This is a genomic window from Nocardia cerradoensis NBRC 101014, assembly GCF_000308535.1.
Taxonomy (GTDB): Bacteria; Actinomycetota; Actinomycetes; order Mycobacteriales; family Mycobacteriaceae; genus Nocardia; species Nocardia cerradoensis.
This window is the reverse complement of record NZ_BAFW01000255.1, coordinates 25,596-51,213: the sequence shown is the minus strand read 5'-3', so window position 1 is coordinate 51,213 and position 25,618 is coordinate 25,596. Positions and strand designations below refer to the sequence as shown.

Below are 25,618 nucleotides of genomic sequence, written 5' to 3'. Positions count from 1 at the left end.
TACGTGATCATTCGCGTTCTGGCTCGTCGCAGAGGGAAAAAGATCTCGCCACCTGCGCGCCCGGCGCGGCGGGCGAACCTCATCCGGCGGCCGGCAGGGTCGCCGTGACCGACGGCGACTCCATCCCCACGAGTGCCGCGAGAACCGGAAGCGCGGCGGTGTCGGCTCCCCGGCCTTCGGGAGTGAGGGCCGGGGTTCCGGTCGCGCGGTCCACGAGTGCCGCGACGGCCACCGCCACCTCCTCCGCGCGCTCCAGGATCACGCTGTGTCCGGCGCCGTCGAGCCGGACCAGTTCGGCGCGACCGAGCTGCGCGGCGAGGACCACCGAGTGCGCGAACGGAATCATGATGTCGGCCGATCCGCCGAGCACCAGGGCCGGAAGCTCCGACAGCAGGCGCAGCGTGGGCGTCTCGTCGAAGTGGATGAGTGAATCCAGGAAGTAGGCCATGGTCGGCAGCGGGGTGTCGTTGAGCATCGCGGTGGCGAGTGCGGCCATGCGCGGATTCACCCGGCGCGAGCCGAAACTCGCCTCCCGCACCATCGGCTCGAAAACGCGGCGCCCCAACCGCTTCGACACCTGGAGCGCCCGCGGCGCCCGCTGGACCGCGACCCGCAGTGAGGTCACGGTGTGCCGGTTCAGCAATCGGCCCAGCCCGACCGCGGTGATGCCGGCGGCCGCCCCGGCGATCAGCCCGACGCCGACCACCCGGGTGCCGATCGTGGCCGGGAACAGGCGAGCGTAGGCCAGCACCACCATCGCGCCCATGGAATGGCCGACCAGCACCACCGGTCCCGTCGGCGCGACCGCCCGCAGGACCGCGTCGAGATCGTGGCCCAGCTGGTCGATGGTGTAGGTCATCGGATCGGCGCCGGCGGAATCGCCGTGCCCGCGGTGGTCGTAGAACACCATCCGGGTGCCGGAGCCCCATTGCCGCAGCAGCTGATCCCGCAGGAACCACCAGGATTCGGTCCGCAGGCAGTGGCCGTGAACGAAGACCACCGTCACCGAGGCCGTGGGCGGACCGAAGGTCCAGGCGGCCAGGGGGGTGCCGTCGTCGGCGCAGACGGTGACGCGGGTGGCGTTCGTCGTGGACATGACGTCCTCCTGCAGAGTCCGTACCTGCCCGGATGTCGGAATTGATTGCCGCCGCGTTAACGGCCATAACCTGGTGTTATGCAGAAGTTGTACAACTGCTGCCGCTCGTTCGCCGGCGATCCGGCAGGAGGGAATCGGCAGAATATTCGCGTATCTACGGCACGTTGTAGAACGCCCTAGAAAGAACTCGACACCGGCTCCCGGCACTAGGACCGAATCTGGCCTATATCGCACTTAGCGTGGGGTCCATGAGCGCAGAGATCCGCAGCTTCCGCATCGACATACCCCAGTCCGATATCGACGATCTGCGCGATCGGCTCGCGCGGACGCGCTGGGCGCCGCGACTGCCCGGCGCGGAGGGCAGCCGGGGCGTCCCGGTGACGCGGCTGCGCGACCTGGCCGACTACTGGCGCACCGAATACGACTGGCGGGCACAGGAAGCCCGGCTCAATCGCTTCCCGCAGTACCGCACCGAGATCGACGGTGTCGATGTGCACTTCCTGCACGTGCGCTCGCCCGAGCCGGAGGCGCTGCCGCTGGTTCTCAACCACGGCTGGCCCAACACCTTCGCCGAATTCGACGGCCTCATCGACCTTCTCGTCGATCCGCGAGCGCACGGTGGCGATCCCGCACGGGCCTTCCATGTGGTCGTACCGTCGGTGCCGGGGTACGGATTCTCGGCCGCGCCTGCCGAAACCGGCTGGAGCGCAGACCGTGTCGGCCGGATGTGGGTGGAACTGATGGCCCGGCTCGGCTACGAGCGGTACGGCGTACAGGGCGGTGACCTCGGCACCTATGTGGGCACCGCGATGGCCGAGGCGGCGCCGGCCCGGGTGGCCGGGCTCTACATCACCGCCGGTCTCGGCTTCCCCACCCAGGCCGATGTGCCGATCCTGACCGATGCCGAACGGGCCGGCTACGAGGCGATGATGTCGGCGGACTGGGTCAACGGCGTGGATCATCACGGTCTGCTGCGTGCGGCGCCGCAGACCTTCTCGATCGGATGGAACGATTCACCCGCCGCCGCGCTGGCCTGGATGGTGCAGAAGTACACCGACTTCAGCGCCGCCGGCGCGCTCGACGCGGCGATCGACCGTGACGCGCTGCTGACCACCGTCGGCATCTACTGGTTCACCCAGAGCTTCGGGACGTCGGCGTGGTCGTACTACGACAGCACCGGCTTCGCCTGGCCGACCGGTTCGGCGCAGGTCCCGACCGGGGTGTACAGCGGCGCACCGGGCATCCGCCGGCTCGCCGAGCGCACCGCGAAGATCGTGCACTGGCCGGAGGACAATCCGGCGGGACACCATTTCATCGCGATGGATCAGCCGCAGGCATATGCGGCCGACCTGCGCCGATTCTTCGGCGATCTCGCCTGAGCGCCGTTTCATCGGGAAATCTAGGGCTCTCGATCTTTGAGACTAGACAGCCCTAGATTTCCCGATGGATCGCTACACGTCGGCCGCCGTGCGCGTGGACGGCAGGAACGGGGTGAGCAGATTGTGCTCGGTGGACGGGCCGAATTCCCACTCCGCGATCCACGGGCCGGTGCCCTCGCTGGGATCGAGCACGCCCGACTCCAGCCATTCGTAGCGGCCCTCCAGCACCTGCCGGGTCAGCGCGGTGTCGGCGTCGTCGGTGTTGTCCCACAGTGCGTCGAAGGCGGCCTCGACCCGCAACCGGGACTGGCGGCAGAAGGTGTCGGCCAGTTCCGTCGCCGCGGCCGCGTCCCGGCTGTCCTCGGCGCGCATGGCCTGGGCGCGGACGCACGCCGCCGACATGGCGAACAGCTCCGCGCCGATATCGACGAGGCGGCCCAGGAACCCCTGCCGGTATTCGAGTTTCGCCTGCCAGCGCGCCATCGCGTACATCAATTCGCGCGCCTGCTTGCGTGACATCCGCTCGACGAAGCGCAGATGCGTTGCCAGCGGCCCGAATTCGGTATAGCCGGCCGGAAGCGTGCCACGGCCGACCGCCAACTGCGGGAACCATTTCGCGTAGAAGCCGCTCGCCCCGACCGCGGCGGTGGCCTTGTCCTTCAGTGCCGCATGGCGATCCACGAGCGCGCCCGCGGCGGCCATATGCGCATCGGCCATCTCGCGGGCGATCAGCAGTCGCATGATCTCGCTGGAGCCTTCGAAGATCCGATTGATCCGCAGATCGCGCACCAGCTGTTCGGCCGGTACCGCGCGCTCACCCCGATGGCGCAGCGAGGCGGCGGTCTCGTAGCCGCGGCCGCCGCGGATCTGTACCAGTTCGTCGGCGATGCGACAGCTCATCTCGGAGGCCCACAGTTTGGCCAGTGCGGCTTCGATGCGGATGTCGTTGCGCGCCTCGTCGCACATGGTCCCGGACAGTTCGAGCACCGCCTCCAGCGCGAAAGCGGTTGCGGCGACGAAGGATATCTTCGACGCGACCGCCGCGTGTTCGCCGACCGGGCGGCCCCACTGCACGCGCGCCGCCGACCAGCCGCGGCTGATCTTCAGCGACCACTTCGCCGCCGCGGTGCACAGTGCGGGGATGGCCAGCCGGCCCGCGTTGAGCGTGGTGAGCGCGATCTTCAGGCCGTCGCCCTCGCGTCCGATCAGATTGCGCGCCGGCACCCGGACCTTGTGCATGCGGGTGACACCGTTCTCGATCCCGTGCAAACCCATGAAGGCGTTGCGGCGCTCGACGGTGATGCCGGGGGTGTCGGCCTCCACCACGAAGGCGGATATGCCGCCGCGATGGCCGGGGCCCTTCGGTACCCGCGCCATGACCACCAGCAGTTCGGCGACCACACCGTTGGTCGTCCACAACTTCACACCGTCGAGTTCGTAGGCCTCGCCGTCGGCGGTCGGGGTCGCGGTACTCGCCATCCGGGCGGGGTCCGATCCGACGTCCGGTTCCGTCAGCAGGAAGGCGCTGACCGCGCCCCGCGCGCACCGGGGCAGGAATTCGCGCTTCTGTTCCTCGGTGCCGGCCAGCTTCAGCGGTTCCGGCACGCCGATCGACTGATGCGCCGACAGCAGCACGCCCAAACTCGCGTGCACCGAGCCGACCATCATCAGCGCCCGGTTGTAGCCGACCTGCGACAGTCCCTGCCCACCGTATTCCGGTGGGATCTTGAGTCCGAAGCAGCCGAGTTCGGCTAGGCCGCGGACGTAGTCGTCCGGAATCTTCGATTCGGCCTCGATGACCGATCCGTCCAAGGTCTCGCAGAAGGCCCGCAGCCGTTCCAGGTAGGCCTCGGTCCGCGCCGCGTCGTCGGGAGCGGGCTGTGGATACGGATGGATCAGGTCGAGCCGGAACCGGCCGAGGAACATCTGCTTCGCGAACGACGGTTTGGCCCAGGTGCTTTCGCGTGATTCCTCGACCAGTGCGCGGGCCTGTTCTTCGGTGGCGTGAACTTTCGCGGCTGTCGCCATGGGATCCTCCCTCGAAACGTGACCAGGATCACATTCGAGTGTAGGAGGGTTTGTTACTCGCCGGTAGGCCTCCGGCGAAATCGGGGGTCGAAGAATTACTGCACGCCGCGCAGATACCGCCCGAAATGCGGCACCGTGAAGCCGATCGTGCCCCGCTCGGCGGAATAGATCAGCCCCTTCTTGATGAGTCCGTCCCGGGCCGGAGACAGGGACGCGGGTTTGCGACCCAGTTCCTTGGCGACCGCCGCGGTGGGGACCGGCCCGTCGTCGCCGGCCAGATCGGCCATCGCCCGCATGTACTCGCGCTCGGCGGGAGTTGCCCGCTCATAGCGAGAGCCGAAGAAGCCGACCGCCAGTTCCTCCTCGGCCGCCGGGGCCGCCAGTTCCACATCCTCGGCGCCGATCGGGCTGCGGGCGGCGACATCCCAGGTGGCCTTACCGTAGGCCTGCACGAAATAGGGGTACCCATCGGCCTTGTCGTACAAGGCCTTCAGTGCCTCCTCGGTGAACTCCACCGCCTCGCGCTCGGCGGGCGCGATCAGCGCGCGATCGGCGGAATCGCGATCGAGCCGGTCGATGCGGTGGTAACCGAAAAGTCGCTCGGAGTAGCTCTTGGAGGCCGAGAGCACGGCCGGCAGATGCGGCAGACCCGCGCCCACCACGATCAGCGGCGCCGTCTCCTGGCTCAGTTCATGGCAGGCGCCGCAGATCGCGGAGATGTCGGCCGGTCCCAGATCCTGCATCTCGTCGATGAACACGGCGATGCCGACGCCGATGTCGCGGGCCAGCTGAGCGGCTTCGAGGAGCAACTCCACGAGATCGATCTCGATGTCACCGGAGTCCGCGCGTCCGGTGACGGCGGGGACGTCGATACCGGGTTGCCAGCGTTCGCGCATCCCCTTGTCGGCGGTCGCGCGCAGGGCGAAGGCCTTGAGGATGCCCAGGAAATCGTCCACCATCTCGGGATTGCGATGGGCGACCGCGATCTGGCGCACCGCCATATGCAGCGCCGAGGCCAGCGGCCGCCGCAATTCCTGATCCGGGCGGGCCTCCAGTTTGCCCGTTCCCCACCCGCGTGATCGGGCCGTGGACCGAAGTTGGTTGAGCAGCACGGTCTTTCCCACGCCGCGCAGGCCGGTGAGCATCACACTGCGTTCGGGACGTCCGCGCGAGATGCGTTCGAGCACGATGTCGAACGCGTCGAGCTGTTTGTCGCGCCCGGCGAGTTCGGGCGGGCGCTGGCCGGCGCCCGGAGCATACGGATTCCGCACGGGGTCCATGCCTCGACACCGTAGCGCGTTCGCACCGAAATCTCGGGATATATACGGGATGTCCTAGATTGCGCTATCCAATCGAATGGCATTCGCCGCGCGGCGTGACCGGGCGCGGTGCGCTCTCTACGCTGGGGGCTGATCGAGGTCCGAAATGTCCGCAGGAGGGGTCATGTCCACCGATTCGGAAGATCAGCAGTCCGGCGATCGGCCGAACCCCACGGTGGCCGAGGTCGTCGGATCCTGGGACGTGCCCGCCGGAGCGAGCGTGGCGCGCCGGATTCGCGACAACATCCTGCACGCGATCGAGCAGGGGTACGACGATCCGCAACTGGTGGCCGATCTCGCGGTCGGCCCGCTCGTGATCGCCCTGGGCCGGCTGGAAACCGAACTGGCGGACGCGCGAGGTCGCATCGCGGAACTGGAGCGCGCGGTCGGTTCGCGCGGAGCGGCCGGGTGAATCGGCCGCCGGTGTAACGCCCGGGCGACTCGATTCGATAACGAGCACAGAGCCGTGGATACCGTGTCGTGATCTCCATAGCAGATCGATTCGCCGGGCTGTAATCGGGGGTGGTCCTGGCGATTTGGCGACACGCGGGCAGACACGCCGTCGTGTGGGGTGGACAACAACACCGAGCCGTCGTAATCTCTTCGTGACTTCGCGGAGTATGTCGCTTCATTAGAGGGGCGGCCCGCTGAGTCACCGCCTAATCAGCAGTCGAGTGGGCAGCTCGATCGCTGAACCGGGGACCCAGGTTACTGGGGTGAATCCTCTTCGGTCGCAAGGTCGATGGGGTAGGGCCGAATCTTCCCGGTCCGAACCCGTCAGCTAACCCGGTCGGCGCGTGGGCAAGGAAGAAACAGGAGACTCAGCTCGGTGGGTAAACACAGTCTGCAACGGGAATCTCGGCTGCCGAATTCCGTCAAGGGTGCGCTGGTCTGCGGCGCAGTAGCGGCCACAACCGGTGCGATTCCGGCGATTCCGGCCATGGCGGCCACGATCAACGTTCCCGGCGTCGGTAACTTCGACGTTCCGCTGGGTTCGGATTTCGACCAGCAGGTCAGCCAGGCGAACCAGGTGCTCGCCGATCACGCGGATCAGATCAAGGGAGTTCAGCAGGCGCTGAGCTCGCAGGCGATCGCGCCCGGCGTCCCCAACGCCGCACAGAACCCGCTGGGTGGCATGTTCGGCCAGCCGCAGCAGCAGCACGGCGTCGGCGACGTCGCTCTCGACGCTGCGCGCAGCAAGATCGGCGCCGACTACGTGTGGGGCGCCTCCGGTCCTTCGAACTTCGACTGCTCCGGTCTGGTGCAGTGGGCGTACAAGCAGGCCGGAATTCAACTGCCGCGCACCAGCTTCGAACAGTCGCATGTCGGCAAGCCGGTCGCCTTCCAGGACCTGAAGCCGGGCGACCTGGTGATCCAGAACGGTGGCGGCCACGTGTCCATGTACGCCGGGGATGGCAAGATCCTCCAGGCGCCGCAGTCTGGTGAGACCGTCAGCTACGCGCATCTGGACCCCGACTCGATCGTCACCGCACGCCGCGTCGCCTAGTCGTTCCGCTCGACAGCACGGCCCGGCGGTGATCCGCCGGGCCTACTGTGAGGAGCGAAACTGGAACAGGCACAACCAGCTACAGCGCGGGTCGACTCCTGGATCTGGGCTGTCCGGCTGTTCAAAACACGATCCGCTGCGGCCACCGCGTGCCGCGGCGGTCACGTGCGTGTCAACGGTACGGCCGTCAAACCCGCTCATCAGATCAAGTCCGGTGATGAGGTGCGGGTCCGCAATGCCGGAGTCGAACGCATCGTCGTCGTGGTCCGGCTTGTCGTCAAACGCGTCGGCGCTTCGATTGCCACGCAGTGCTACATCGACAAGAGCCCCCCGCCGCCCGCACCCGAGATCGTCGCCGCGATGCCCAAGCGCGACCGCGGTGCCGGACGGCCCACCAAGCGCGAACGCCGCGAGACCGATCGGCTACTCGGCCGCGATTCGAGCTGAGTTCCCGGGGCGGAGCGCCGCCTCGACGCCGGTGCCGCCGCCGAACTCCCCTGCCCGATAGAGTTCGCGGCACTCGCCCCGGCGCAGCTTTCCGCTCGACGTTTTCGGAATCGCGCCGCGCGGCAACAACAGCACCTCCGCCGGCGAGACGCCGTGCACCGTCGCCACCGCGGCCCGGACCCGCCGGCCGAGATCGTTCGCGGCGGGCGGTGGACTCGTCATTTCCGCGATGATCACCAGGTCCTCGCGCTCACCGGTATCGACCCCGAACGCCGCGATATGCCCGGGCCGCAGTTCGGGCGCCGAGTCGGCGGCGGTGGCTTCGATATCGGCGGGGAAATGGTTGCGGCCGTCGATGACGATGGTGTCGCGCAGGCGGCCCGCGATGTACAGACCCCCGTCGTGGACGAAGCCGAGATCTCCGGTGCGCAGCCACGTTCCGGGCTCTCCGGGCAGCACCGCGCCGAAGGTGGCCGCGGTCCGCTCGCGCAGTCCCGCATATCCGGCACCGACATTCGGACCCCGCACCCAGATCTCGCCGACGGCGCCGTCCTCACGGGGGGTGAGTGTGATCGGGTCGACGATGCGCACGGTTTGCCCGGCGGGACGGCCGCAGTCGACCAGGGCGAGACCATCCGCCCGGCCGAGCGCATGGCCCGCGGACGCGACGATCGCCCGGCCCGAGCCGAGGGCGGCGCGGTCGAATTCGACGCATACCGGTTCCGCCTCCGGGCGTGAGATGGTGACCGGAAGGGTCGCCTCCGCCAAGCCGTATCCCGCGGTGTGGGCGCGGTGGCGGAATCCGTGCGGCGCGAAGGTGCGGGTGAAGGCGCCCAGGGCGTTGGCGCGGATCGGTTCGGCCCCGTTGAGCAGCAGATCCAACGACGACAGGTCGAGGCCGTCCCGTTCCTCCGCGCTGGTGCCCGAAACCGCCAGCGTCAGACCGAAATTCGGGCTCGCGGTCGCGGTCGCGCGATACTCGCCGCACGCGCGCAACCATCGGATCGGCCGTTTGGCGAAGTCGGACGGTGGCAGCGTGATCGCATGAACGCCGAGATACAGCGGCAGTGCCAGGGCGAACACCAGGCCCATATCGTGGAAGAACGGGAGCCAGTTCACCATCGGGCCATCGTCGGCCGGTGCCAGGGCGTCACGCAGCTGATCCAGCGCCGCCGCGAGGTTCGCGTGGGAAACACACACTCCCGCAGGCGAAGTGGTGGACCCGGAGGTGTACTGGAGGTAGGCGGGATGCGCGCCGACCGTATCCACTCGGACATCGTCGGTGCGGGCGTGCGCATCGACCGTGAGGAGTTCACCGTGCGGCGGCCGACCGGCATCCGGACCCCGGGCGCCGGGCACCGGCTGCGCCCAACCGGGCGAGACGAGACGCAGCCTCGGCTCGGCATCGCCGAGGATCGTTCGCAACCGGCCGGCATTGTGGCGCATCGTGTCCGGGAACAGCGGCACCGCGGTGCGTGCGCTGTAGAGACAGCCGAGGAAGGCGACGACATAGTCCAGGCCGTGTTCGCACTGAATCGCGACGCGATCACCGGGCGCCGTCCGCTCGCGGATGGCGGCTGCCAGTGCGCCCGCCGCGCCGTGCAATTGCGAGGTCGTGACGGTCTCCGCCACCTGCCGGCCGCCGGGATGAGCCAGGGCGGTGAAGGCCGGATCGTCCGGTGCTTCCGCTGCTCGCGCCGCGACGGCCGCCGCCAATCGGTCGGTCATATCATGCTCACTCCTGTCGCGTCATCCGCGCTGCCAATGCCGCTGACAAGGCTGTGACGGAGGGGTTGTCGAACAGCTCGGCCGTCGCGATACGAATTCCCAGCCCGGCCTCCAAACGGCGGCGCAGATCGATCGCCAGCAGCGAGGAGAGGTTCAGTGTCGCGAAGTCGGCGTCGGAATCGACGGATTCGACCGGCCGCGAGAGCGCGCCGGCGACTGTGGCGCGGACGATGCGTCGAACCTCCTCCGCGTTCGTCACGGTATCGGACGGCCGCCGATCGGATCGTGGCGACGAAACCCGGGGCGGCGCAACAGGAATCAGCGCCTCGCGGAGCCGGGCCGCGATCGGGCCGGCGTCGTCGGTGGGCGTGTAATCCAGCGCGAGCACCACCGCTTGCGGGCGGCCGAGGACCGCGGAGAGCACGGACATGCCGCGGGCGACATCGAAGGGGGTGATGCCGGCCGTTCGCAGATGCGCGGCGCCCCCGGCCGAGCGAGCGAGTCCGGCATCCCAGCTGCCCCAGGCGATACTGGTCACCGACCGGCCGGTGGCGGCGAGCGCCAGCGCGTCCAGAGCCGCATTGGCGGCGGCGTAGGCGGCCTGCCCGGGGGCGCCGAAAAGTCCTGTGGCGGAGGAGAACAGGACGGTGAAGTCGACCGGATCGTTCGCTGTCAGTTCGATCAGTGAGCCGGCGGCGGTCACTTTGGGGTCGAAGTGCAATGCCAGCGATTCGCCTGTCACCCGGTCGAATTCGGCGTCCTGCAGCATGCCCGCGGCGTGCACCAGGCCGCGAATCGTCGATCCGCAGGCCCGGATGTCGTCGAGCGCGTTGGCCAGGTCCGCGCGATCGGCGACATCACAGCGCACGACCACCACCCGGTCCTCGGCGCCGTCGAGCAGGGGCGGCAGCGGCCTGGGACGCCGGGTCAGGACCACGACATCGCGCGCTCCCTGTTCGAGCAGCCACCGAACCGCGGCGGCTCCCAGCGCGCCGAGCCCGCCGGTGACCACGTAGGTCCCGTCGGCGCAGAGCGGAACCGCGGAGCCGGTTCCGCCGAGCCGCCGGAACCGCCGCACCAGCGTTCGCGCACCCTCGACTCGCACTTCCGCGGGCCCACCCGAACGGAGCACGAGGTCACGGACGGCATCGGCGCCCGATTCGTCGGACCAGATCAGGCGCACCGGTCGGCCGGATTCCAACTGCAGCGTCCGTACCAGTGCGGCGACGGCGTTGTGTGCGACGGATGCCGGATGCCGCAGCACCACGGTGAGGCTCGCCGTCGTTTCCGCGGCGATCACCTGCTGTACGACGCGCAAGGCTCGCTCGAGCCCGGTGACGAGCGGATCCGTGCCGGTGGTTTCCGGCCAGACCAGGACGACAGCCGTGCGGGCCGATCGTCCGGCTGCCGCCGACAAGGCCGTCGATTCACCCGGCTCCCGGGCGATCCGCTCGGCGGGGAGATGCCGGTCCAGGGCACGGGCGATCGACTTCGCGAGGCGCGATTCTCCGACGACCGCAACCCGCTCGATGGCCGGATCCACCGCCTCCGTAGCTCCGGCGGAGAACGGCGCCGCGATCCACTGTTCCTCGCGCAGTACGGAGTTCGCCCACTCCGGTGCCGTGGCGACCGTCGCGTCGTAGTCGGCTCGTCCGCGCGCGGCGGTGCGCCGACGGAGCCCGTGCATCCCCGCGCTCGCGATGCCTCCGAAATCGGCACCGGCAGTGCGGGATTGGCGCTGCTCACCCAGGACCGGCGGGTGCGTGTTCTCCGGCTGTGTGTCGGGGCTGTCGTCGGCGGCAGCGCCGGAACCGTCGCGCAATCCGGTGCCTCCGGAAGGGCGGAAGGCGACCGTGTGCGGGATCTCCGACGTCCGCTCCGCGGCGAAACCCGTGCCCGAGAACGCGATTCGCACACCGATCAACGCCACTGCGGGCGCGTCGTCCTGGTCGAGCGCGATGACGTCGCACAGCAGGCCGTCCGGCCCGTGCTCGCGCACGAACGCATGCGCCTCGGTCAGTAGGAGGCGGTGCGCATCGGAGAGCCATACCGACGCGATGGCCACGGGCACCGCGAGTCCGTCCGCGGGCAGTACCTCCCGGCCGGCGGCGGCGATCAGCTGCAGACAGCCGTCGAGCGCGGCGGTGGACAGCGGGATGGAATCGAAGACGCCGACCGCGCTACGGCTCCCGGCACGCAGGGCCGCCAAGGGGCGAAAGCGCGGACCGTAGTCGAGTCCGCGGCGGCGCAGGGATGCGTAGAACACGACGATATCGAGTTCGTCCGCTGCCGCAACGGAGGTTCGATGGTCGTCCACCGTGCGCATCCAGCCGAGTATGTCGGCGGGCGCGGCGGCGCTGTCGGCACGTGCCGAGGCGAGCAACACCGGCCCCAGCAGGACGCGCAGATCCGACCCGCTGCGGTAGCCGACCGCCGCGAGATCGGCGATATCCGTACGTTCGTGCACCGTGAAGTCGGCCAGCCGAATCGGGCCGGGCGCCGAATCCAGCAGGCGCCGAATCCAATACGCGGCCGGCACGGTCGGCACGCCGTTCACCACGTGATCGTCCAGCCGCTCGCGTCCGGGGTCGGTCGCGGTGCGAGTGAGCAGTGGGAACGCCTTTCGCCGCCACCGCCGTTCGATCACCGGACCGGCAGCCGGGCCCTGGATCGACCAGTCGACGTGTCGCCCCCGCACATACATCGCACCGACGGTCCGGAGCAGGGCGGCGACCTCGCCGTCACGCTGCGCGGCCGCGAAGACGGAGTCGGCCAGTTCGGGATAATCCCGTACGGCGGGCGCCAGCACCGGATGCGGCGATATCTCCACGATCGAGGTGTACCCCCGGCCCACGGCCGATTCGACGGCAGCGTCCAGATCGACCGTGCCACACAGGTTGTCGATCCAGTACTCGGTATCCATCGCGGCGGAATCGATGAGCCGGCCCGACCGTGCCGTCGAGAACACCGGCACCCGGGGCGCGCGCGGCTGCGGTGCCCGGAGCGCGGTGGTGAATTCACCGGCCAGCGCGCGAACCTGCGGGCTGTGCGCCGCGAAATCCACCGGCACCGGCCGCACGTAGTACCGGCGCCGCCGCGCTCGCCGCAGCAGGGTCTCCATGTACCGCGTGGTGCCGGAGACCACCACCGTCCGGGGGCCGTTCACCGCCGCGACGGCGACCTCCGCGCGCAGGGGTTCGACCAGCCGCCGCGCCTGGTCCGGTGTGGCCTCGAGCATCGCCATCATGCCCTGCCCGGCCAGCCGGCCCAGCGCCCGCGAACGCACGGTGACCAGATGTGCGGCATCGCCGAGGGACAACGCGCCCGCGACCACGGCGGCCGCGATTTCGCCCAGGCTGTGTCCCGCCACCGCATCCGGTTCGATTCCCCATGTCGCGAGCAGTCGGGCCAGCGCCACCTGGTAGACGAACAGCGCCGGTTGCACCGTCTCGGTGGGGCCCATGCTGTCGGCGAAGCCGTGCCGGGGCGTCCACACGCGCGGCCCGCCCGCATCCGCCACCGCGTCCGCCGCTTCGGCCACGGCGTGGACGAATTCGGGATACCGGGCCGCCAGCTCGCGCCCCATTCGCGGATGCTGACCGCCCTGTCCGGAGAACAGGAACAGCACGCGGCCGCGCCGATGACCACCGACTCCGAGCAGGGCCGGCGAGTCGGAGCCGCTCGCCAGCGCGCGCAGGGCGTCGGCGGCCTCGTCGGCCTCGTCCGCGACGATCGCGGCCCGAATCGGCTGGGGCAGTGCGCGTCCGGCTGCGGCCACGCCGGACAGTGACAGCTCCCCGGCGCCCGCCAGCCGGGCCGCGGTCTCGCGCAGTTCGTCCTCGTCGCGACCGGTGAGTCCGATGAGCACCGGAGGCCGCACCTCACGGACCGGTCCCGGCTCCGCCTCCCGCACGACCACATGCGCGTTGGTTCCGCCGAATCCGAACGAGCTGACTCCCGCGCAGCGCCGGTCGCCGGAGTCCGCGGCCCAGCCGACCACTTCGCCCGGTACCCGGAGGCCGCGTTCGGCCAACCGCAGCAGCGGATTCTCGCGCTGGAAGTTGATGGTGGGCACGATGGTTCCGTGGTGCAGGCACAGCGCCACCTTGGCCAGCCCGGTCACCCCGGCAGCCGCCTCGAGATGGCCGATATTCGATTTGATCGACCCGACATACGGTTTCGCCGCACCGCGCGGCGCGTCGAGCACGGCGGCCAGGGCCTCGATTTCCACCGCATCGCCGACCGGTGTTCCCGTGCCGTGACATTCGAAATACCCGGCCGAGCGCACGTCCAGGCCGGCCCGTGCCCACGCCGTCCGGATCACCTGTTGTTGTGCGCGTCCGTTCGGCGCGTACAGACCGTTCGAGCGCCCGTCCGAACCCACTGCGGCACCGACGATCTCGGCATAGCGGCGGTTGCCCGCACGCCGGGCGTCGGCCGTGCGCTGCAGCACCAGCACCGTCGCCCCGTCACCGCGCACGTATCCGTCGGCCGCCGCGTCGAACGGTTTGCACCGCCCGTCCGGAGCCAGGAAGCCGCCCTGCTCCAGATACCGCGAAGTATGCGGCAGCAGTGCGAGATTCACGCCGCCGACGATGGCGTACGGCACCGCGTCGTCGGCGAGCAGCCGCAGCGCGAGGTCCACCGCGGCGAGCGAGGACGAACACGCGCTGTCGAGCACCACACTGGGTCCGTGCAGGTCCAGCGCATAGGAGATCCGATTGGCGATGATGCTGAGCGCGGATCCCGTCACCGCGTAAGGCGCGTCCTGCCCCCCGTCGCCGAGGACGACCGCTCCGTGGTCGAATCCGCAGGCGCCGAACAGAACCGCGGTATTCGATCCGCCCAGGCCATAGCCGATTCCGGCATCGTCGATCGCCTCGACCGCGACCTCCAGCGCCAGCCGCTGTTGCGGATCCATCAGTGCCGCTTCGCGATCGGAGATCGAGAACCGCTCGTTGTCGAATTCCGCGATGGACTCCAGATAGCCGCCGCGGCCCGCGCCGTCGCGATCCGGCGGCGGGTCGCCGACCCCGCTGCGGCTCTCGATCAGCAAGCGCCACAAGTCGTTCACGCCGGCCGCGCCCGGAACTCGGCAGCCGATACCGATGATCGATATCGGTGGCGTGGCGGGTGTCATCGGCCCTCGAGATGGTCGACGAGCCGCTCGATATCCGGATTGTCGTAGAGATCGGTGAGTGAGATCTCCATGCCCAGCGCGTCTTCCAGCACACCGGTGAGGCGGGCGAGCTGCGCGGAGGTCAACCCCAGGTCGATGAAAGGCAGTGTCGTCGAGACGGATTCGGGTTCGGTGCCGAGCATGTGCGCGATCGCCGCGATCGCCGCGTCCGCCATGGTGTCGATCCGCTCCCGCTGCCCCACCGCCACTCCCTCCCCGTATAGTGCAGGTTCCCCAGCGATTATGCCGACAAGTCGGGGCCCGGTGAAGAGGTCGGGACAGCTGAGGCCACAGGGGCGAGAGTGACGGAAACGAGCCGCGACCGTGGCGGTCGCGGCTCGTCTCCGGATGCCGAAATCAGACGACCAGCGAGCCCAGCCGGGAGTTGATCAGCGTCTCGGCCTCGTCCACGATGCGCGAGATCAGTTCGGCGCAGGTCGGGATGTCGTCGATCAGGCCCTGCACCTGTCCGGCCGACCAGATGCCGGCGTCCAGGTCGCCCTCGTCGAAGACGCGGCGGCCGCGCGCACCGGCGACCAGATCGCGCACATCCTCGAATTTGCCTCCGGCGGCCTCGATTTCGACCACCTTGCGGCTGATCTCGTTGGCGGCCACCCGGGCGGTGTTGTTCATGGTGCGGAAGATGAGCTCCGTGTCCCGCTCGGTGTGGGCGACGATTTGCTCCTTGACCTTCCGATGCACCGGGGACTCCTCGGTGCACAGGAAGCGGGTGCCCATGTTGATGCCGTCGGCGCCCAGTGCCAGCGCGGCGACCAGGCCGCGGGCATCGGCGAAACCACCCGACGCGATGACCGGGATGTCGAGCGCCTTGGTGGCCGCCGGGATCAGGATCAGGCCGGGCACGTCGTCCTCACCCGGGTGTCCGGCGCATTCGAAACCGTCGATGCTCACGCCGTCGACGCCGATCTTCTGCGCCTTGAGCGCGTGCCGGACGCTGGTGCACTTGTGCAGCACCTTGATTCCGGCTTCCTTGTAGTACGGCAGGAACGGCTCCGGGTTGCTGCCGGCGGTCTCCACGATCTTCACGCCCGACTCGATGATCGCCTGAACGTATTCCTGGTACGGCGGCGGATTGATCGACGGCAGGATGGTGACGTTGACGCCGAACGGCTTGTCGGTGAGCTGCCGGGTGCGCTCGATCTCGCGCCGCAGATCGTCGGGGGTCGGCTGGGTCAGCGCGGTGATGAAGCCGAGGCCTCCGGCGTTGGCGACCGCCGCCACGAGTTCGGCGCGGCCGACGTGCATCATGCCGCCCTGCACGATCGGGTGTTCGATACCGAACATCTCGGTGAATCTGGTGCGCAACATCTGTGGTTGTCCTCCTGGCCGCGGTACGACTCGGAGCGACGCGCCCGGCATCTCCGGCACGACTCGATGCCGGTGCGCGCACAGACTGCCGCCCCTCGGGTGCCTGGCCGCGTGCGCGCCGGGCCTGCCCGGATGGGTCGATACTGGCACGGCGACCGCGTCGGAGACAACAGGATGTGAGCCGCAGTTTGCTCAGCCAGCCTCGGAGGCCACTGGACTGACGTCACGGTGCCTTCAGGCAAAAACCCAGGTTATCGCTATGGGACGGCGCTGTATGGCGAACCTTCTGTGAACCGGGATTCTCGTATGTAACCCTTGTCACGGCAAAAAGTTAGTTGCTATTCTCGCTGTTGGTTCAGCCGTCGACGCCGCCGGGCCATCCAGTGGCGAACTCTGACGGGCCGAGAGGAGTTCCTGCATGACCACCGGTGTCCAGACCGACGAACCGATCCGGTCGCGTCGCAACCACTGGAACAACCAGATCGCCACGCATGCGCTGATGCGCCCGGACGCGGTGGCGATCCGGTTCCGCGGGCAGGACACCACCTGGAAACAGCTGCACGAGCGGTCACTGAAATTCGCCGACGCCCTGGCTCGGCGCGGTGTCGGCTTCGGCGACCGGGTGCTGATCCTGGCGCTCAACTACACCGAGTACCTGGAGGCAGTGTTCGGCATCAACGCGCTGGGCGCGATCGCGGTACCGGTCAACTTCCGGCTCACCCCGCCCGAGGTCGCCTACATCGTGGCCGATTCGGGCGCCGCGGCGATCGTCACCGACTCGCTGCTGCAGCCGCTGGCCACCGGTGTGATGGCGCAGAGCGAGGCGCTGCGCACCTGCGTCGTCATCGGCGGCACCACCGGCGAGGGCGTCATCGGCTACGACGACTTTCTCGCCGAGACCGGCGAACCCCATGTGCCGCAGGACATTCCGGAGGACACTCCGGCGTTGATCATGTACACCTCGGGCACCACCGGCAGCCCCAAGGGCGCGATCCTGTCCTACGCGAACCTGAATGCCCAGGCGCTGACCTGTATTCGGGCGATGAACTCGACTCCCGACAGCATCGGCTTCTGCACCTCACCGTTGTTCCACATCGCCGGACTCGGCTCTCTCGCCCCGGCGTTCATGCTCGGCTCCAAGACCGTGCTGCATCCGCTGGGCGCGTTCAACGCGACCGAATTCCTCGACGCCATCGAGGCAGAGCAGGCCACCACCGCGTTCTGTGTCCCCGCGCAGTGGCAGCTGATCTGCGAGGACCCGACCGTCAAGGAGCGCAAGCTGGCGTTGGAGACGCTGAGCTGGGGTGCGGCGCCGGCGTCGGAGACCGTGCTGCGGGCGATGGCCGAATGCTTCCCGAACGCGCAGAACGTCGCGGTCTTCGGCCAGACCGAGATGTCGCCGATCACCTGCGTGCTCGAGGGCAAGGACGCGCTGCGCAAACTCGGCTCGGTCGGCAAGCCCATCCCGACCATCCAGAGCCGCGTCGTCGACGACGAGATGAACGACGTCGCGCCGGGCGAGATCGGCGAGATCGTCTACCGCGGACCGACCATGATGCAGGGCTACTGGAACAAGCCCGAGGCGACCGCGGAAGCCTTCGCCGGCGGCTGGTTCCACTCCGGCGACCTGGTTCGCCAGGACGAGGAGGGCTTCGTCTGGGTGGTCGACCGCAAGAAGGACATGATCATCTCCGGCGGCGAGAACATCTACTGTGCCGAAGTGGAGAACGTGTTGTTCGCGCATCCGAAGATCCACGAGGCCGCCGTGGTCGGGCGGGCCCACGAGAAGTGGGGCGAGGTGCCGGTGGCCGTGGTCGCGCTGCTCGACGGCGAAACGCTGACCCTCGAGGAGCTGACCCCGTTCCTCAACGAGAACCTCGCCCGGTACAAGCATCCGAAGGATCTGGTGATCGTGCCGGAGCTGCCGCGCAACGCCAGCGGCAAGGTGGTGAAGGTGCAGTTGCGCAAGGACTACGCGGGCTGACCTTCGACACCGGCCGAGGAGGGGCCTGCGCCGCCCGCATACCCGGTCGTGAACGAGCCGCCGAGTCGAGCACTCGGCGGCTCGTTGCCGTATCGGCGGGCAACAGGCCGAAACTGCTTGCGACTCAGATCATGTCGTGCTTGGTGAGCCAGTTCATCAGCGGCCAGCCGCAGAAGACCGGCAACCAGCAGGTCAGTACGCGGTACAGCAACACCGCCGGCACGCCGATCGCGGCGGGCACACCGAAAGCGGCCAGACCACCGATCAGCGCCGCCTCCACCGCGCCCACACCGCCGGGCGTGGGCGCTGCCGATGCCAGCGTGCCGCCGATCATCGTCACGACCGTCACGGTCACGAATGTCGTTGCGCCGCCGAAGGCTTCGATGGCGGCCCACAGCGCGCCCGCCGCGCCGAGCGTGGTGGTCGCGCAGCCGCCGACGATCATCAGCAGGCGTTTCGGTTCACGTGCCAGCGTGCGCAGTTCGGCCACTACTTCCGCCAGCTGCGGCCGCACCTCGTTGCGCAGCCAGCGCCGCACCGTCGGGACGAACATGGCCGCACCGACCGCACCCAGCAGACCACCGGCCAGCAGGTACAGCACGGTCGCACTCGGCACGAAATGTTCCAGGTTCGCCGAGACACCGGCCGCCACACTGAAGATGATCAGCAGCCCCACGTGCGTGATCACCTGCACCGCCTGGTTCAGCGCCACCGCCGCGGTCGCCTTCACCGTGCCCAGGCCGCTCTTCTGCAGGAATCGCACACTCAGCGCCAGCCCGCCGACCCCGGCGGGTGTGGTGGTCGCGGCGAAGGTGTTGGCGACCTGCATGCCGAGCAGCTTGCGGAAATTCACCGAGGTCCCCGCGCACCCCCACAGCGCCATCGCCGCGCCCACGTAGGTGGCGGCCGAAATCGTCAGCCCCAGCAGGGCCCACCACCAGTTCGCGGTCCGCAACTCGGTGAAGAATGTCGGCACCTGGCTGATGAACGGGTAGGCGACGTACACCAGCGCGATGAGCAGCACCAGCTGCACGATCTGGTTGCGCGAGTACCGGGTGATCCGCGCGGCCTCGATCCGATCCTTGCCGGTCTGCTGAAGTACTTGAGCGCGAACCGTTTTCATCAGTTCGCCGCTGTCGGGCACCGATTTGCGGACCTGGGCGCCGATCCCGTTCTTGGTGAGCCGGCGGGACGCGTCGAGCACCGCCTGTTCCCCCAGCACGTGAATGGCGGTCGCCACCACGGTGTGCGCCCCGAACAGCGAGCTCGTGGTGAGCAGCAACTGCGCGATATCGGCGGAGAAGCGGGAGTCGAAGGCGCCGAATTCCGCGGCCATGAAGCCGCCGAACAGCACCCGCCCCTCGGCGATGCGGATCTCCTCGACCCGCAGATCGCCATGGGTGATCTGGGCCCGATGCATGTTCTGCAGCGACCGCCAGACGTTGGTCAGCACGACCTCGCTGTCGGTGGCAGCCAGCTGCCGGCCCCGGGGGGCGGTGTGCGCGTACAGGGTCCAGCCGCGACTCAGGGCGGCCACCGTCAGCGGTTTGTTGCTGGCCAGGCCCAGGTCGCCGAGTGCGATACCCATCAGTGCGCGGTGTTCGACCGCGCGGCGCATCGAGGCGAATGCGGGGGTGCGTTCACTGCTGCGGAAGGTCAGCCAGCGCCGCATCTGCCGCAACATGCCCCAGCTGCGCTGATTCTGTCCGTACATCTCCATGATCAGCTGGCGATGCGGCCCGGTGTCGGCGCTCAGCAACAGGGGCCCCGGACCGGCCGGGCGCAGCACGGTGAAGCCGGTGACGGTGTATCCGCGCCCGGCCAGTACCCGCACGGCGGCCTCGAGCGGCACCTCCAACGCGGGAGTGCCGACGAGCAGCACGATCACCGCGCCGACGAACCAGCCCACGGCCAGCCCGAACATCGCCCGCGAGGGCACCACCAGACTGACGAACAGATGCAACGGCACGAACGCGATCAGCAACGCCCACCACCAGCGCCGCCACGAGACCGGCAGCCACGGGCTGGCCACGGTCAAGCCGGCGGCCAGCATCGCGATCCAGCGCGGATCGTCGAGGAATTGCGACAGGAAGGTGTCGAGTTGTCGTGGCACCGCCAGATGCCACTGCGGCGCCGAGATCCCGGATTCGGTGATCGACAGCGCCAGCACCGCGATCAGACCCGCGGCGACGTAACCGCTGAGCAGTTTCCACTGCATCCGGAAGACCAGGCGGACCAGAATCGCGAAGGGCAACGCCAGAATCGCGATGCCGTAGAGCAGATAGACCAGGTTGGACTGTTCGGGCGTGAGGAAACCGACGATATCGGAGACCGATCGCTCCAGGGCCTCCCAGCGCGGCCGGGTGACGAGCGATCCGGCGACCACCACCGCCACCAGCAGGGCGGACAGCACCACGCGAATGATGTCGCTGGTCCGCCTGATCCGCGGCTGCAGCAGACTGCCGGAGACGGGGATCTCCCGCCCGTCTACTCGCATGTCGTATCGAAACTTTCGGATCGAGGGAGCTGCGTCGGCCCCGGGGTCGGCTCGGGTGTGAGTATGCAGGAGGCGCTCCGAGCGCCCGTCGGCAACACGCCGTTCCCCGGGTTCGCGCAGGTGGGCGTGCGCGTACTCCACACGAGCCAATCGGACTCGGGCGGATGCTCCGCGTCCGGATCTCCGCTCGCGCGCGGCGAAGCCACCGCGCGAGCGCCCGGGTCTTCGCGGACCGGCGGGGCGCAGCGTCACCCGGGCGGTCCCGGACTGACCGTGACGGGTTCGGGTGCGTCGGTGTCGCCGACGCTGAAGATGCCACCGGTCATGGTGCCGGTATCGAGTTCGGCGATCGCGGCCGCGACCAGTTCGGTCGGCACCAGCGCGGGAAAGGAGTTGGGGGCGACGGCATTCGCGCGGACCCCGAATTCGGCGAATTCCGCGGCGATATGCCTGGTCAGATGGTCGAGCGCGGCCTTGGTCGCGGAGTAGACGGCCTGCCCGCCGGAATAGACCCGCGATCCGGACAAACTCGAGACGTTGACGATATTGCGATTGCGCGCCCGATTTTCGTCCCCGCGATGCAACCAGCAGCGTTGCGCGAGCCGGGTCGCCAGTCGCAGCGGCATCTCGACGTTCATCGCGAACTGGGGTGCGAGCGCGTTCAGGGCGGTGTCGCCGTCGACCAGCCCGTTCGGCTGCAGATCCAGGTGCGCCGCGTTGTTGACCAGCAGATCGACCGCGCCGAACTTCGCCAGCGCCAGATCCACCACGCGCTCGGCCTCGCCCTCGCGGGTCAGATCGGCGCGCACGACGAAGATGCGGGAGTCGTTCTCCGGAACCGGCTGCCACGGCTCCAGCGGATCGATGAACCATTCCTCCTGCGAGGGCGCGGCCGGAACCCGATTGCGGCAGACCGCCACGATGTCGTAGTCGCGGTAGTACGCGCGGCAGAACGCATCGCCCAAGCGCCCACCCGCCCCGGTGAGCAAGCACACTCGACGGGCGTCACCAGTTGACAATGCGATCCCCTCCCCAGCGGCTCGCCGCCTGCTCCTTCGGCCGATGCAACCACATCACCACACTGTTGCGGGCCGCGGTGTTGGCGCCGAGGAAGGTGTGCCAGGACCGCGGCGTGCATTCGAACACGACCATCGAATTGTCCAGCGGCGGAATCACCACCGTCGGCGCCGGGTCCGCGGTGCCGATATCGGCGAACAGTCCCGTCTCGCCGCCGTCGCCCGGCTGCCATTCGCCGTTGCCGAGGTAGAACAGCACCGCGACGGCGCGCACCATCTCCCGGGCCGGCACTCCGGCGGGCCGGGCGCCGGACTTCAGATCGATATCGTCCGCCGGCAGACCGACCGCCTCCGGTCCCGGTTCCGCACCCGGGAACCAGGCCGGGGTGAGGTCGTGGTGCGGCCACCCGCGCGGACTCCCCGGCGGATGATGGTGCACGGAGCCCTCCACATCGCCGCTGCCCGAGACGCCCGCGACCCGTTCGATCAGATCGTGCCAGGCGCGCGACAGGAAAACCTCGAGCGGGCCGTTACGCATCCGGGTCAGGCTCGCCCCGGAGGCGCCGTATCCCGCGGCGACCGGACCGAACAGATCCGGGCGCTCGGAGCGCACCCGGTCGAATTCGGCCGCCAGCCGCTGATAGAACTCGGCGACGAAGACGTCACGAACGTAGACGTGGGGGAAGGGACGGGTGCGGCGAATCCATCGCCGATGTGCCAGCAGATCGATGAACCAGCGCGGCAACGGCGCCTCGGACAACATACAAGCTCCCTCCCGGACTACCCCGCCGATCTTATTGCCTTCCCGGTACCGCGCCGAGTTCGTCCCGGTTTGTGTAACCATCACCCGGTGGTGCGCGACGTTCGGGTCTGTTTCGTGGGGGATTCTCTGGTTGCGGGACTGGGAGATCCGCAGTGCCTCGGCTGGGCCGGCCGCCTCGCCGGCCGTGCGACCGCGGCCGGAATACCGCTGACCTATTACAACCTCGGGGTGCGACGCCAGACCTCCTCGGATATCGCCGCCCGCTGGGAGGCCGAATGCGGACAGCGATTATCCGGCGAGGTCGACGCGCGAGTCGTCTTCTCCTTCGGCGTCAACGACACGCTCTGGGAGAACGAGGCGATCCGGGTGCCGGCCGACGAGTCCGCGGCCAATCTCCGCCGCATGCTGCGCCGCTGCGCCGAACTCGACTGGACCGTCCTGGTGGTCGCGCCGCCGCCCTGTATCGACGACGAACAGAACTCGCGCACAATCGAATTGGATGACCGATTCACCGACATGTGCGCCCGCGAACAGGTTCAGTACCTTCGCGTTCACCAACCGCTGCGTCACAACGACAGCTGGATGCGCGAACTGCGCGACGGCGACGGCTACCATCCCGGCGCGCCGGGCTACGAGCAGCTGGCCGCGATGATCGGCCCGCACTGGCTGCAATGGCTGACCGAACCCCGCACCCGCCTGCCGACGGTGAGCTGATTCGCGGTTTTCCCCGCACACCGATCAGTTAGCGTTGTCCGTCCCGTCTTCATGGTTCGAACGCATCGGCCGACCGGGCCGGTGACAGGTTGCAGAGGAGCAGGTAATCATGGGGAAGATCGTTGTCGCCGAATTCGTTTCGCTGGACGGATTCATCCAGGATCCGCTGTGGACCGCACCGTTCTGGTGCGACGGCATCGCGAACTACAAATCCGGTGAGCTGGAGGCGGTCGACGCCTTGCTGCTGGGTCGCACCACCTACCAGATGTTCGCCGCGTCCTGGCCGGACCACCCGGAGGAGGGTGCGTACAAGGACAAGATGAACAGCATGCCCAAGTATGTGGCGACCGATTCGCTGCGCGATCTGGAGTGGAACGCGCAGCGCATCGAGGGCGATCTCGCCGCCGGCATCGCGAAACTGCGGACCGAGCAGAACCTGCTCGTCTTCGGCAGCGCCTCGCTGGTGACGTACCTGCGCGAACACGAACTGGTCGACGAGTACCGCCTGGTCGTCTACCCCGTCCTGCTGGGCAGCGGGCTGCGGCTGTTCGAGGCCGTCGAGCCGGAAGCCACCCTCGCCCTCGCCGACTCCGAGGTGCTCGACAACGGCGTCGTCCTCACCACGTACCGGGTGAGCGCGAATTCGGTGGTGCGACCGAGCTTCGGCTGACCGGGCCGCGGTTCACTCGCGGTGGCGGACGATATTCAGCACATTGCCGTCCGGGGCGCGAACCAGGAACCGGCGAACTCCCCACGGTTCGGTGGTCAGCGGATGGACGATCTCGTAGCCGAGCCGCTGCGCCTGCGCATAGGCGGCGTCGACATCGTCCACCAGCACCGATGCGACGGAGTCCGCGGGCGCGGCCGCGTCGCGGGTGACGAGCTGGATGTCGGCGCCGCTGTCCGGCGAGGTGTATCGGGCGACCCAGCCCATATTGAATTCCTCGGTGCTCAGGCCGAGGAAGTCGGTGTAGAAGCCGCGGGCGGCGTCGATATCGGCCACTCGAAGATTGGTGATGATGCGATGAGTGCGCATGCGGTCCTCCTGTCCGGCGGGCGGTGATGCTAATTCGCTGTCGGGGTGGCGCGGCCCGTGATCTCCAGGACCGCCATGGCCGCGTTGTGGCCGCCGATTCCGCTCACGCCACCGCCGCGGACCGCGCCGGCGCCGCACCGGAAGATGTTGCGATGGCCCGTGCGAACGCCCCAGCGAGCGGCGGGTGAGGCATCGTCGTCGGTGCGATACGGAAAATCCAAGTCGCCGTGGAAGATATGGCCGCGCGGCAGGCCGAGTTCGGATTCCAGCTCCAACGGCGTTCGGGCTTCGATACACGGATCGCCGTTCGCATCCGCGGCTAGGTAGTCGGAAATAGGCTCGGCCAGTACGGAATTCAACTCACGGAGTGTCGCCGCGAGCAGTTCGTCGCGGGAGCCGTGCTCGAAAAGTGTTGCCGGAGTGTGCAAGCCGAACAAAGTCAGCGTATGCATGCCTCGTTCGGCGGCGTCGGGACTCAGAATCGACGGGTCCGTCAACGTATGGCAGTAGATTTCCGACGGCGGTGCGCTCGGGAATCGCCCGGCGGCCGCCTCGCGATATGCCTGTTCGAGCCGGTCGTATCCCTCCGCGATATGGAATGTGCCCGAGAACGCCTCGCGTGGGTCGATATCGGTGCGCAGGCGGGGCAGCCGGCGCAGCAGCATGTTCACCTTGAACTGACTGCCCTCGGGCATCGCGTCGACCGGCTCGCCCAGCAGCCGGGCCAGGGTTGCCGGCGCCGCGTTGACCAGGACGTGACGGGCGTCCGCCAGACCGGATTCGTCCGGCGTATCGAACCGCACCTGTGCCGTGTCGCCGTCGGTATCGATACCGGTCACCGTGCACGAGGTGCGCAGGTGCGCGCCTGCCCGCCGGGCCGCGTCGGCGAGGGCATCGGTGAGTGCCCCCATCCCGCCGACGGGAACGTTCCACTCGCCGGTCCCGTTGCCGATCACGTGGTAGAGGAAGCAGCGATTCTGCCGTAGCTCCGGATCGTGGGCGTGGGTGAACGTGCCGATCAGCGCATCGGTGAAGACCACCCCGCGCACCGTGTCGTCGCGGAATCGCGCCTCGACGGTTTCGCCGAGCGGTCGCTCGAACAGCATCTCCCAGATGTCCGGATCATCGAGCGTCCGCTGCAGTTCGGCACGGGTGGGCAGCGGCCGCAGCAGCGTGGGGAAGATTCGCTGCGCGGCCCGTGTGGTCGTCGCGTAGAACTGTTGCCACGCTTCGAAATCCGCATCGGATCCGGTGACGCGGCGGAAGCTCTCGCGAGTTCGCCCGGCATCGGCGGTATCGACGAGCAGTCCGGTGTCGCCGACCGGCGTGTACGACGAGATCCGCCGCTCGCGGGTCCGGAACGGCAGCTCCAAATCCCGGACGATCCGATCGGGAAGCAGGCTCACCAGATACGAATAGCGCGACAGGCGCGCATCGATCCCGGCGAACACCCGTTCCGACACCGCCGCGCCACCGGTGTGGTCCTGCCGCTCGAGCACCAGCACCGACAGTCCGGCGCGCGCCAGATACGCGGCGGCCACCAGCCCGTTGTGCCCGCCGCCGACGATGACGACGTCATAGGAGTCGCGCATCAGC

At 68.7% G+C, this 25,618-nt stretch carries 19 protein-coding genes and 1 riboswitch; of the genes, 7 read left to right on the top strand and 12 right to left on the bottom strand.

Going from position 1 to position 25,618, the window contains the following annotated elements; genetic code table 11:
- Positions 1-79: 79 nt before the first annotated feature.
- Positions 80-1,096, bottom strand: a complete 1,017-nt coding sequence (locus ON23_RS27345) for an alpha/beta fold hydrolase (RefSeq protein ID WP_083904261.1) — start codon at positions 1,094-1,096, stop codon at positions 80-82.
- Positions 1,097-1,344: 248 nt separating this feature from the next.
- Here ON23_RS27345 and ON23_RS27340 point away from each other — a divergent pair, with 248 nt between their 5' ends.
- On the top strand, positions 1,345-2,475 hold the full coding sequence (locus ON23_RS27340) for an epoxide hydrolase family protein (RefSeq protein ID WP_039781717.1): 1,131 nt from the start codon (positions 1,345-1,347) through the stop codon (positions 2,473-2,475).
- A gap of 72 nt (positions 2,476-2,547) precedes the next feature.
- Here ON23_RS27340 and ON23_RS27335 read toward each other — a convergent pair whose 3' ends face one another.
- Both ON23_RS27335 and ON23_RS27330 read right to left on the bottom strand, forming a co-directional pair.
- Positions 2,548-4,503: an acyl-CoA dehydrogenase family protein gene (locus ON23_RS27335; protein WP_039781716.1), complete on the bottom strand. Its 1,956-nt coding sequence runs from the start codon at positions 4,501-4,503 to the stop codon at positions 2,548-2,550.
- Positions 4,504-4,598: 95 nt separating this feature from the next.
- Entirely contained in the window at positions 4,599-5,783 is a 1,185-nt protein-coding gene (locus ON23_RS27330; protein WP_039781715.1) for an ATP-binding protein, read from the bottom strand.
- Positions 5,784-5,946: 163 nt separating this feature from the next.
- Between ON23_RS27330 and ON23_RS27325 the strand changes: the two genes are divergently transcribed.
- From ON23_RS27325 to ON23_RS27315, 3 genes are all read left to right on the top strand, one after another.
- A complete protein-coding gene (locus tag ON23_RS27325) occupies positions 5,947-6,234 on the top strand; it encodes a hypothetical protein (protein ID WP_039781714.1) in 288 nt (95 codons plus the stop codon).
- Between the two features lie 234 nt (positions 6,235-6,468).
- A riboswitch (cyclic di-AMP (ydaO/yuaA leader) is annotated at positions 6,469-6,633 on the top strand.
- A gap of 18 nt (positions 6,634-6,651) precedes the next feature.
- Complete coding sequence (locus ON23_RS27320) at positions 6,652-7,329, top strand: C40 family peptidase (protein WP_063821340.1); 678 nt, start codon at positions 6,652-6,654, stop codon at positions 7,327-7,329.
- A gap of 60 nt (positions 7,330-7,389) precedes the next feature.
- Positions 7,390-7,776: an RNA-binding S4 domain-containing protein gene (locus ON23_RS27315; protein WP_039781712.1), complete on the top strand. Its 387-nt coding sequence runs from the start codon at positions 7,390-7,392 to the stop codon at positions 7,774-7,776.
- Here ON23_RS27315 and ON23_RS27310 read toward each other — a convergent pair.
- From ON23_RS27310 to ON23_RS27295, 4 genes are all read right to left on the bottom strand, one after another.
- On the bottom strand, positions 7,753-9,504 hold the full coding sequence (locus ON23_RS27310; RefSeq protein WP_063821339.1) for a fatty acyl-AMP ligase: 1,752 nt from the start codon (positions 9,502-9,504) through the stop codon (positions 7,753-7,755). The genes ON23_RS27315 and ON23_RS27310 overlap by 24 nt on opposite strands.
- A gap of 7 nt (positions 9,505-9,511) precedes the next feature.
- Positions 9,512-14,644, bottom strand: a complete 5,133-nt coding sequence (locus tag ON23_RS27305) for a type I polyketide synthase (RefSeq protein WP_039781710.1) — start codon at positions 14,642-14,644, stop codon at positions 9,512-9,514.
- Positions 14,641-14,886 (bottom strand): acyl carrier protein, encoded by a 246-nt coding sequence (locus ON23_RS27300; RefSeq protein WP_245556138.1) that lies wholly within the window; start codon positions 14,884-14,886, stop codon positions 14,641-14,643. The genes ON23_RS27305 and ON23_RS27300 overlap by 4 nt, the downstream gene beginning before the upstream one ends.
- Positions 14,887-15,040: 154 nt before the next feature.
- Positions 15,041-16,012 (bottom strand): NAD(P)H-dependent flavin oxidoreductase, encoded by a 972-nt coding sequence (locus ON23_RS27295; protein ID WP_039781707.1) that lies wholly within the window; start codon positions 16,010-16,012, stop codon positions 15,041-15,043.
- A 418-nt stretch (positions 16,013-16,430) separates the two neighbouring features.
- On the opposite strand from ON23_RS27295, the gene fadD5 reads away from it, so the two are divergent.
- The gene (gene fadD5 / locus ON23_RS27290; protein WP_039781706.1) at positions 16,431-17,996 is read left to right on the top strand and encodes a fatty-acid--CoA ligase FadD5; all 1,566 of its coding nucleotides are present in this window, start codon (positions 16,431-16,433) and stop codon (positions 17,994-17,996) included.
- A 124-nt stretch (positions 17,997-18,120) separates the two neighbouring features.
- On the opposite strand, the gene ON23_RS27285 is transcribed toward fadD5, so the two are convergent.
- The 3 genes from ON23_RS27285 to ON23_RS27275 all read right to left on the bottom strand — a co-directional run bounded on the left by ON23_RS27285 (position 18,121) and on the right by ON23_RS27275 (position 22,272).
- A complete protein-coding gene (locus ON23_RS27285; RefSeq protein WP_039781705.1) occupies positions 18,121-20,493 on the bottom strand; it encodes a lysylphosphatidylglycerol synthase transmembrane domain-containing protein in 2,373 nt (790 codons plus the stop codon).
- 248 nt (positions 20,494-20,741) lie between these two features.
- On the bottom strand, positions 20,742-21,488 hold the full coding sequence (locus ON23_RS27280) for an SDR family NAD(P)-dependent oxidoreductase (protein WP_051043452.1): 747 nt from the start codon (positions 21,486-21,488) through the stop codon (positions 20,742-20,744).
- A gap of 10 nt (positions 21,489-21,498) precedes the next feature.
- Positions 21,499-22,272, bottom strand: coding sequence for a 2OG-Fe(II) oxygenase family protein (locus tag ON23_RS27275; protein WP_039781704.1), 774 nt, complete (start codon positions 22,270-22,272; stop codon positions 21,499-21,501).
- Between the two features lie 114 nt (positions 22,273-22,386).
- Here ON23_RS27275 and ON23_RS27270 point away from each other — a divergent pair, with 114 nt between their 5' ends.
- Both ON23_RS27270 and ON23_RS27265 read left to right on the top strand, forming a co-directional pair.
- On the top strand, positions 22,387-22,986 hold the full coding sequence (locus ON23_RS27270) for a GDSL-type esterase/lipase family protein (protein ID WP_245556136.1): 600 nt from the start codon (positions 22,387-22,389) through the stop codon (positions 22,984-22,986).
- Between the two features lie 109 nt (positions 22,987-23,095).
- The gene (locus ON23_RS27265; protein WP_039781702.1) at positions 23,096-23,656 is read left to right on the top strand and encodes a dihydrofolate reductase family protein; all 561 of its coding nucleotides are present in this window, start codon (positions 23,096-23,098) and stop codon (positions 23,654-23,656) included.
- A gap of 12 nt (positions 23,657-23,668) precedes the next feature.
- Here ON23_RS27265 and ON23_RS27260 read toward each other — a convergent pair whose 3' ends face one another.
- Both ON23_RS27260 and ON23_RS27255 read right to left on the bottom strand, forming a co-directional pair.
- Positions 23,669-24,022, bottom strand: a complete 354-nt coding sequence (locus ON23_RS27260; protein ID WP_039781701.1) for a VOC family protein — start codon at positions 24,020-24,022, stop codon at positions 23,669-23,671.
- A gap of 29 nt (positions 24,023-24,051) precedes the next feature.
- Positions 24,052-25,614 (bottom strand): phytoene desaturase family protein, encoded by a 1,563-nt coding sequence (locus ON23_RS27255; protein WP_039781699.1) that lies wholly within the window; start codon positions 25,612-25,614, stop codon positions 24,052-24,054.
- Positions 25,615-25,618 lie beyond the last annotated feature (4 nt).

Excerpts from the sequence above, each read along its gene's own strand:
- ON23_RS27260 (WP_039781701.1), bottom strand. The coding sequence starts at position 24,022 with ATGCGCACTCATCGCATCATCACCAATCTTCGAGTGGCCGATATCGAC.
- ON23_RS27275 (WP_039781704.1), bottom strand. The coding sequence starts at position 22,272 with ATGTTGTCCGAGGCGCCGTTGCCGCGCTGGTTCATCGATCTGCTGGCA.
- ON23_RS27295 (WP_039781707.1), bottom strand. The coding sequence starts at position 16,012 with ATGTTGCGCACCAGATTCACCGAGATGTTCGGTATCGAACACCCGATC.
- ON23_RS27345 (WP_083904261.1), bottom strand. The coding sequence starts at position 1,096 with ATGTCCACGACGAACGCCACCCGCGTCACCGTCTGCGCCGACGACGGC.
- ON23_RS27340 (WP_039781717.1), top strand. The coding sequence starts at position 1,345 with ATGAGCGCAGAGATCCGCAGCTTCCGCATCGACATACCCCAGTCCGAT.
- ON23_RS27285 (WP_039781705.1), bottom strand. The coding sequence starts at position 20,493 with ATGCGAGTAGACGGGCGGGAGATCCCCGTCTCCGGCAGTCTGCTGCAG.
- ON23_RS27325 (WP_039781714.1), top strand. The coding sequence starts at position 5,947 with ATGTCCACCGATTCGGAAGATCAGCAGTCCGGCGATCGGCCGAACCCC.
- ON23_RS27310 (WP_063821339.1), bottom strand. The coding sequence starts at position 9,504 with ATGACCGACCGATTGGCGGCGGCCGTCGCGGCGCGAGCAGCGGAAGCA.
- ON23_RS27255 (WP_039781699.1), bottom strand. The coding sequence starts at position 25,614 with ATGCGCGACTCCTATGACGTCGTCATCGTCGGCGGCGGGCACAACGGG.
- fadD5 (WP_039781706.1), top strand. The coding sequence starts at position 16,431 with ATGACCACCGGTGTCCAGACCGACGAACCGATCCGGTCGCGTCGCAAC.
- ON23_RS27265 (WP_039781702.1), top strand. The coding sequence starts at position 23,096 with ATGGGGAAGATCGTTGTCGCCGAATTCGTTTCGCTGGACGGATTCATC.
- ON23_RS27335 (WP_039781716.1), bottom strand. The coding sequence starts at position 4,503 with ATGGCGACAGCCGCGAAAGTTCACGCCACCGAAGAACAGGCCCGCGCA.
- ON23_RS27305 (WP_039781710.1), bottom strand. The coding sequence starts at position 14,644 with ATGACACCCGCCACGCCACCGATATCGATCATCGGTATCGGCTGCCGA.
- ON23_RS27330 (WP_039781715.1), bottom strand. The coding sequence starts at position 5,783 with ATGGACCCCGTGCGGAATCCGTATGCTCCGGGCGCCGGCCAGCGCCCG.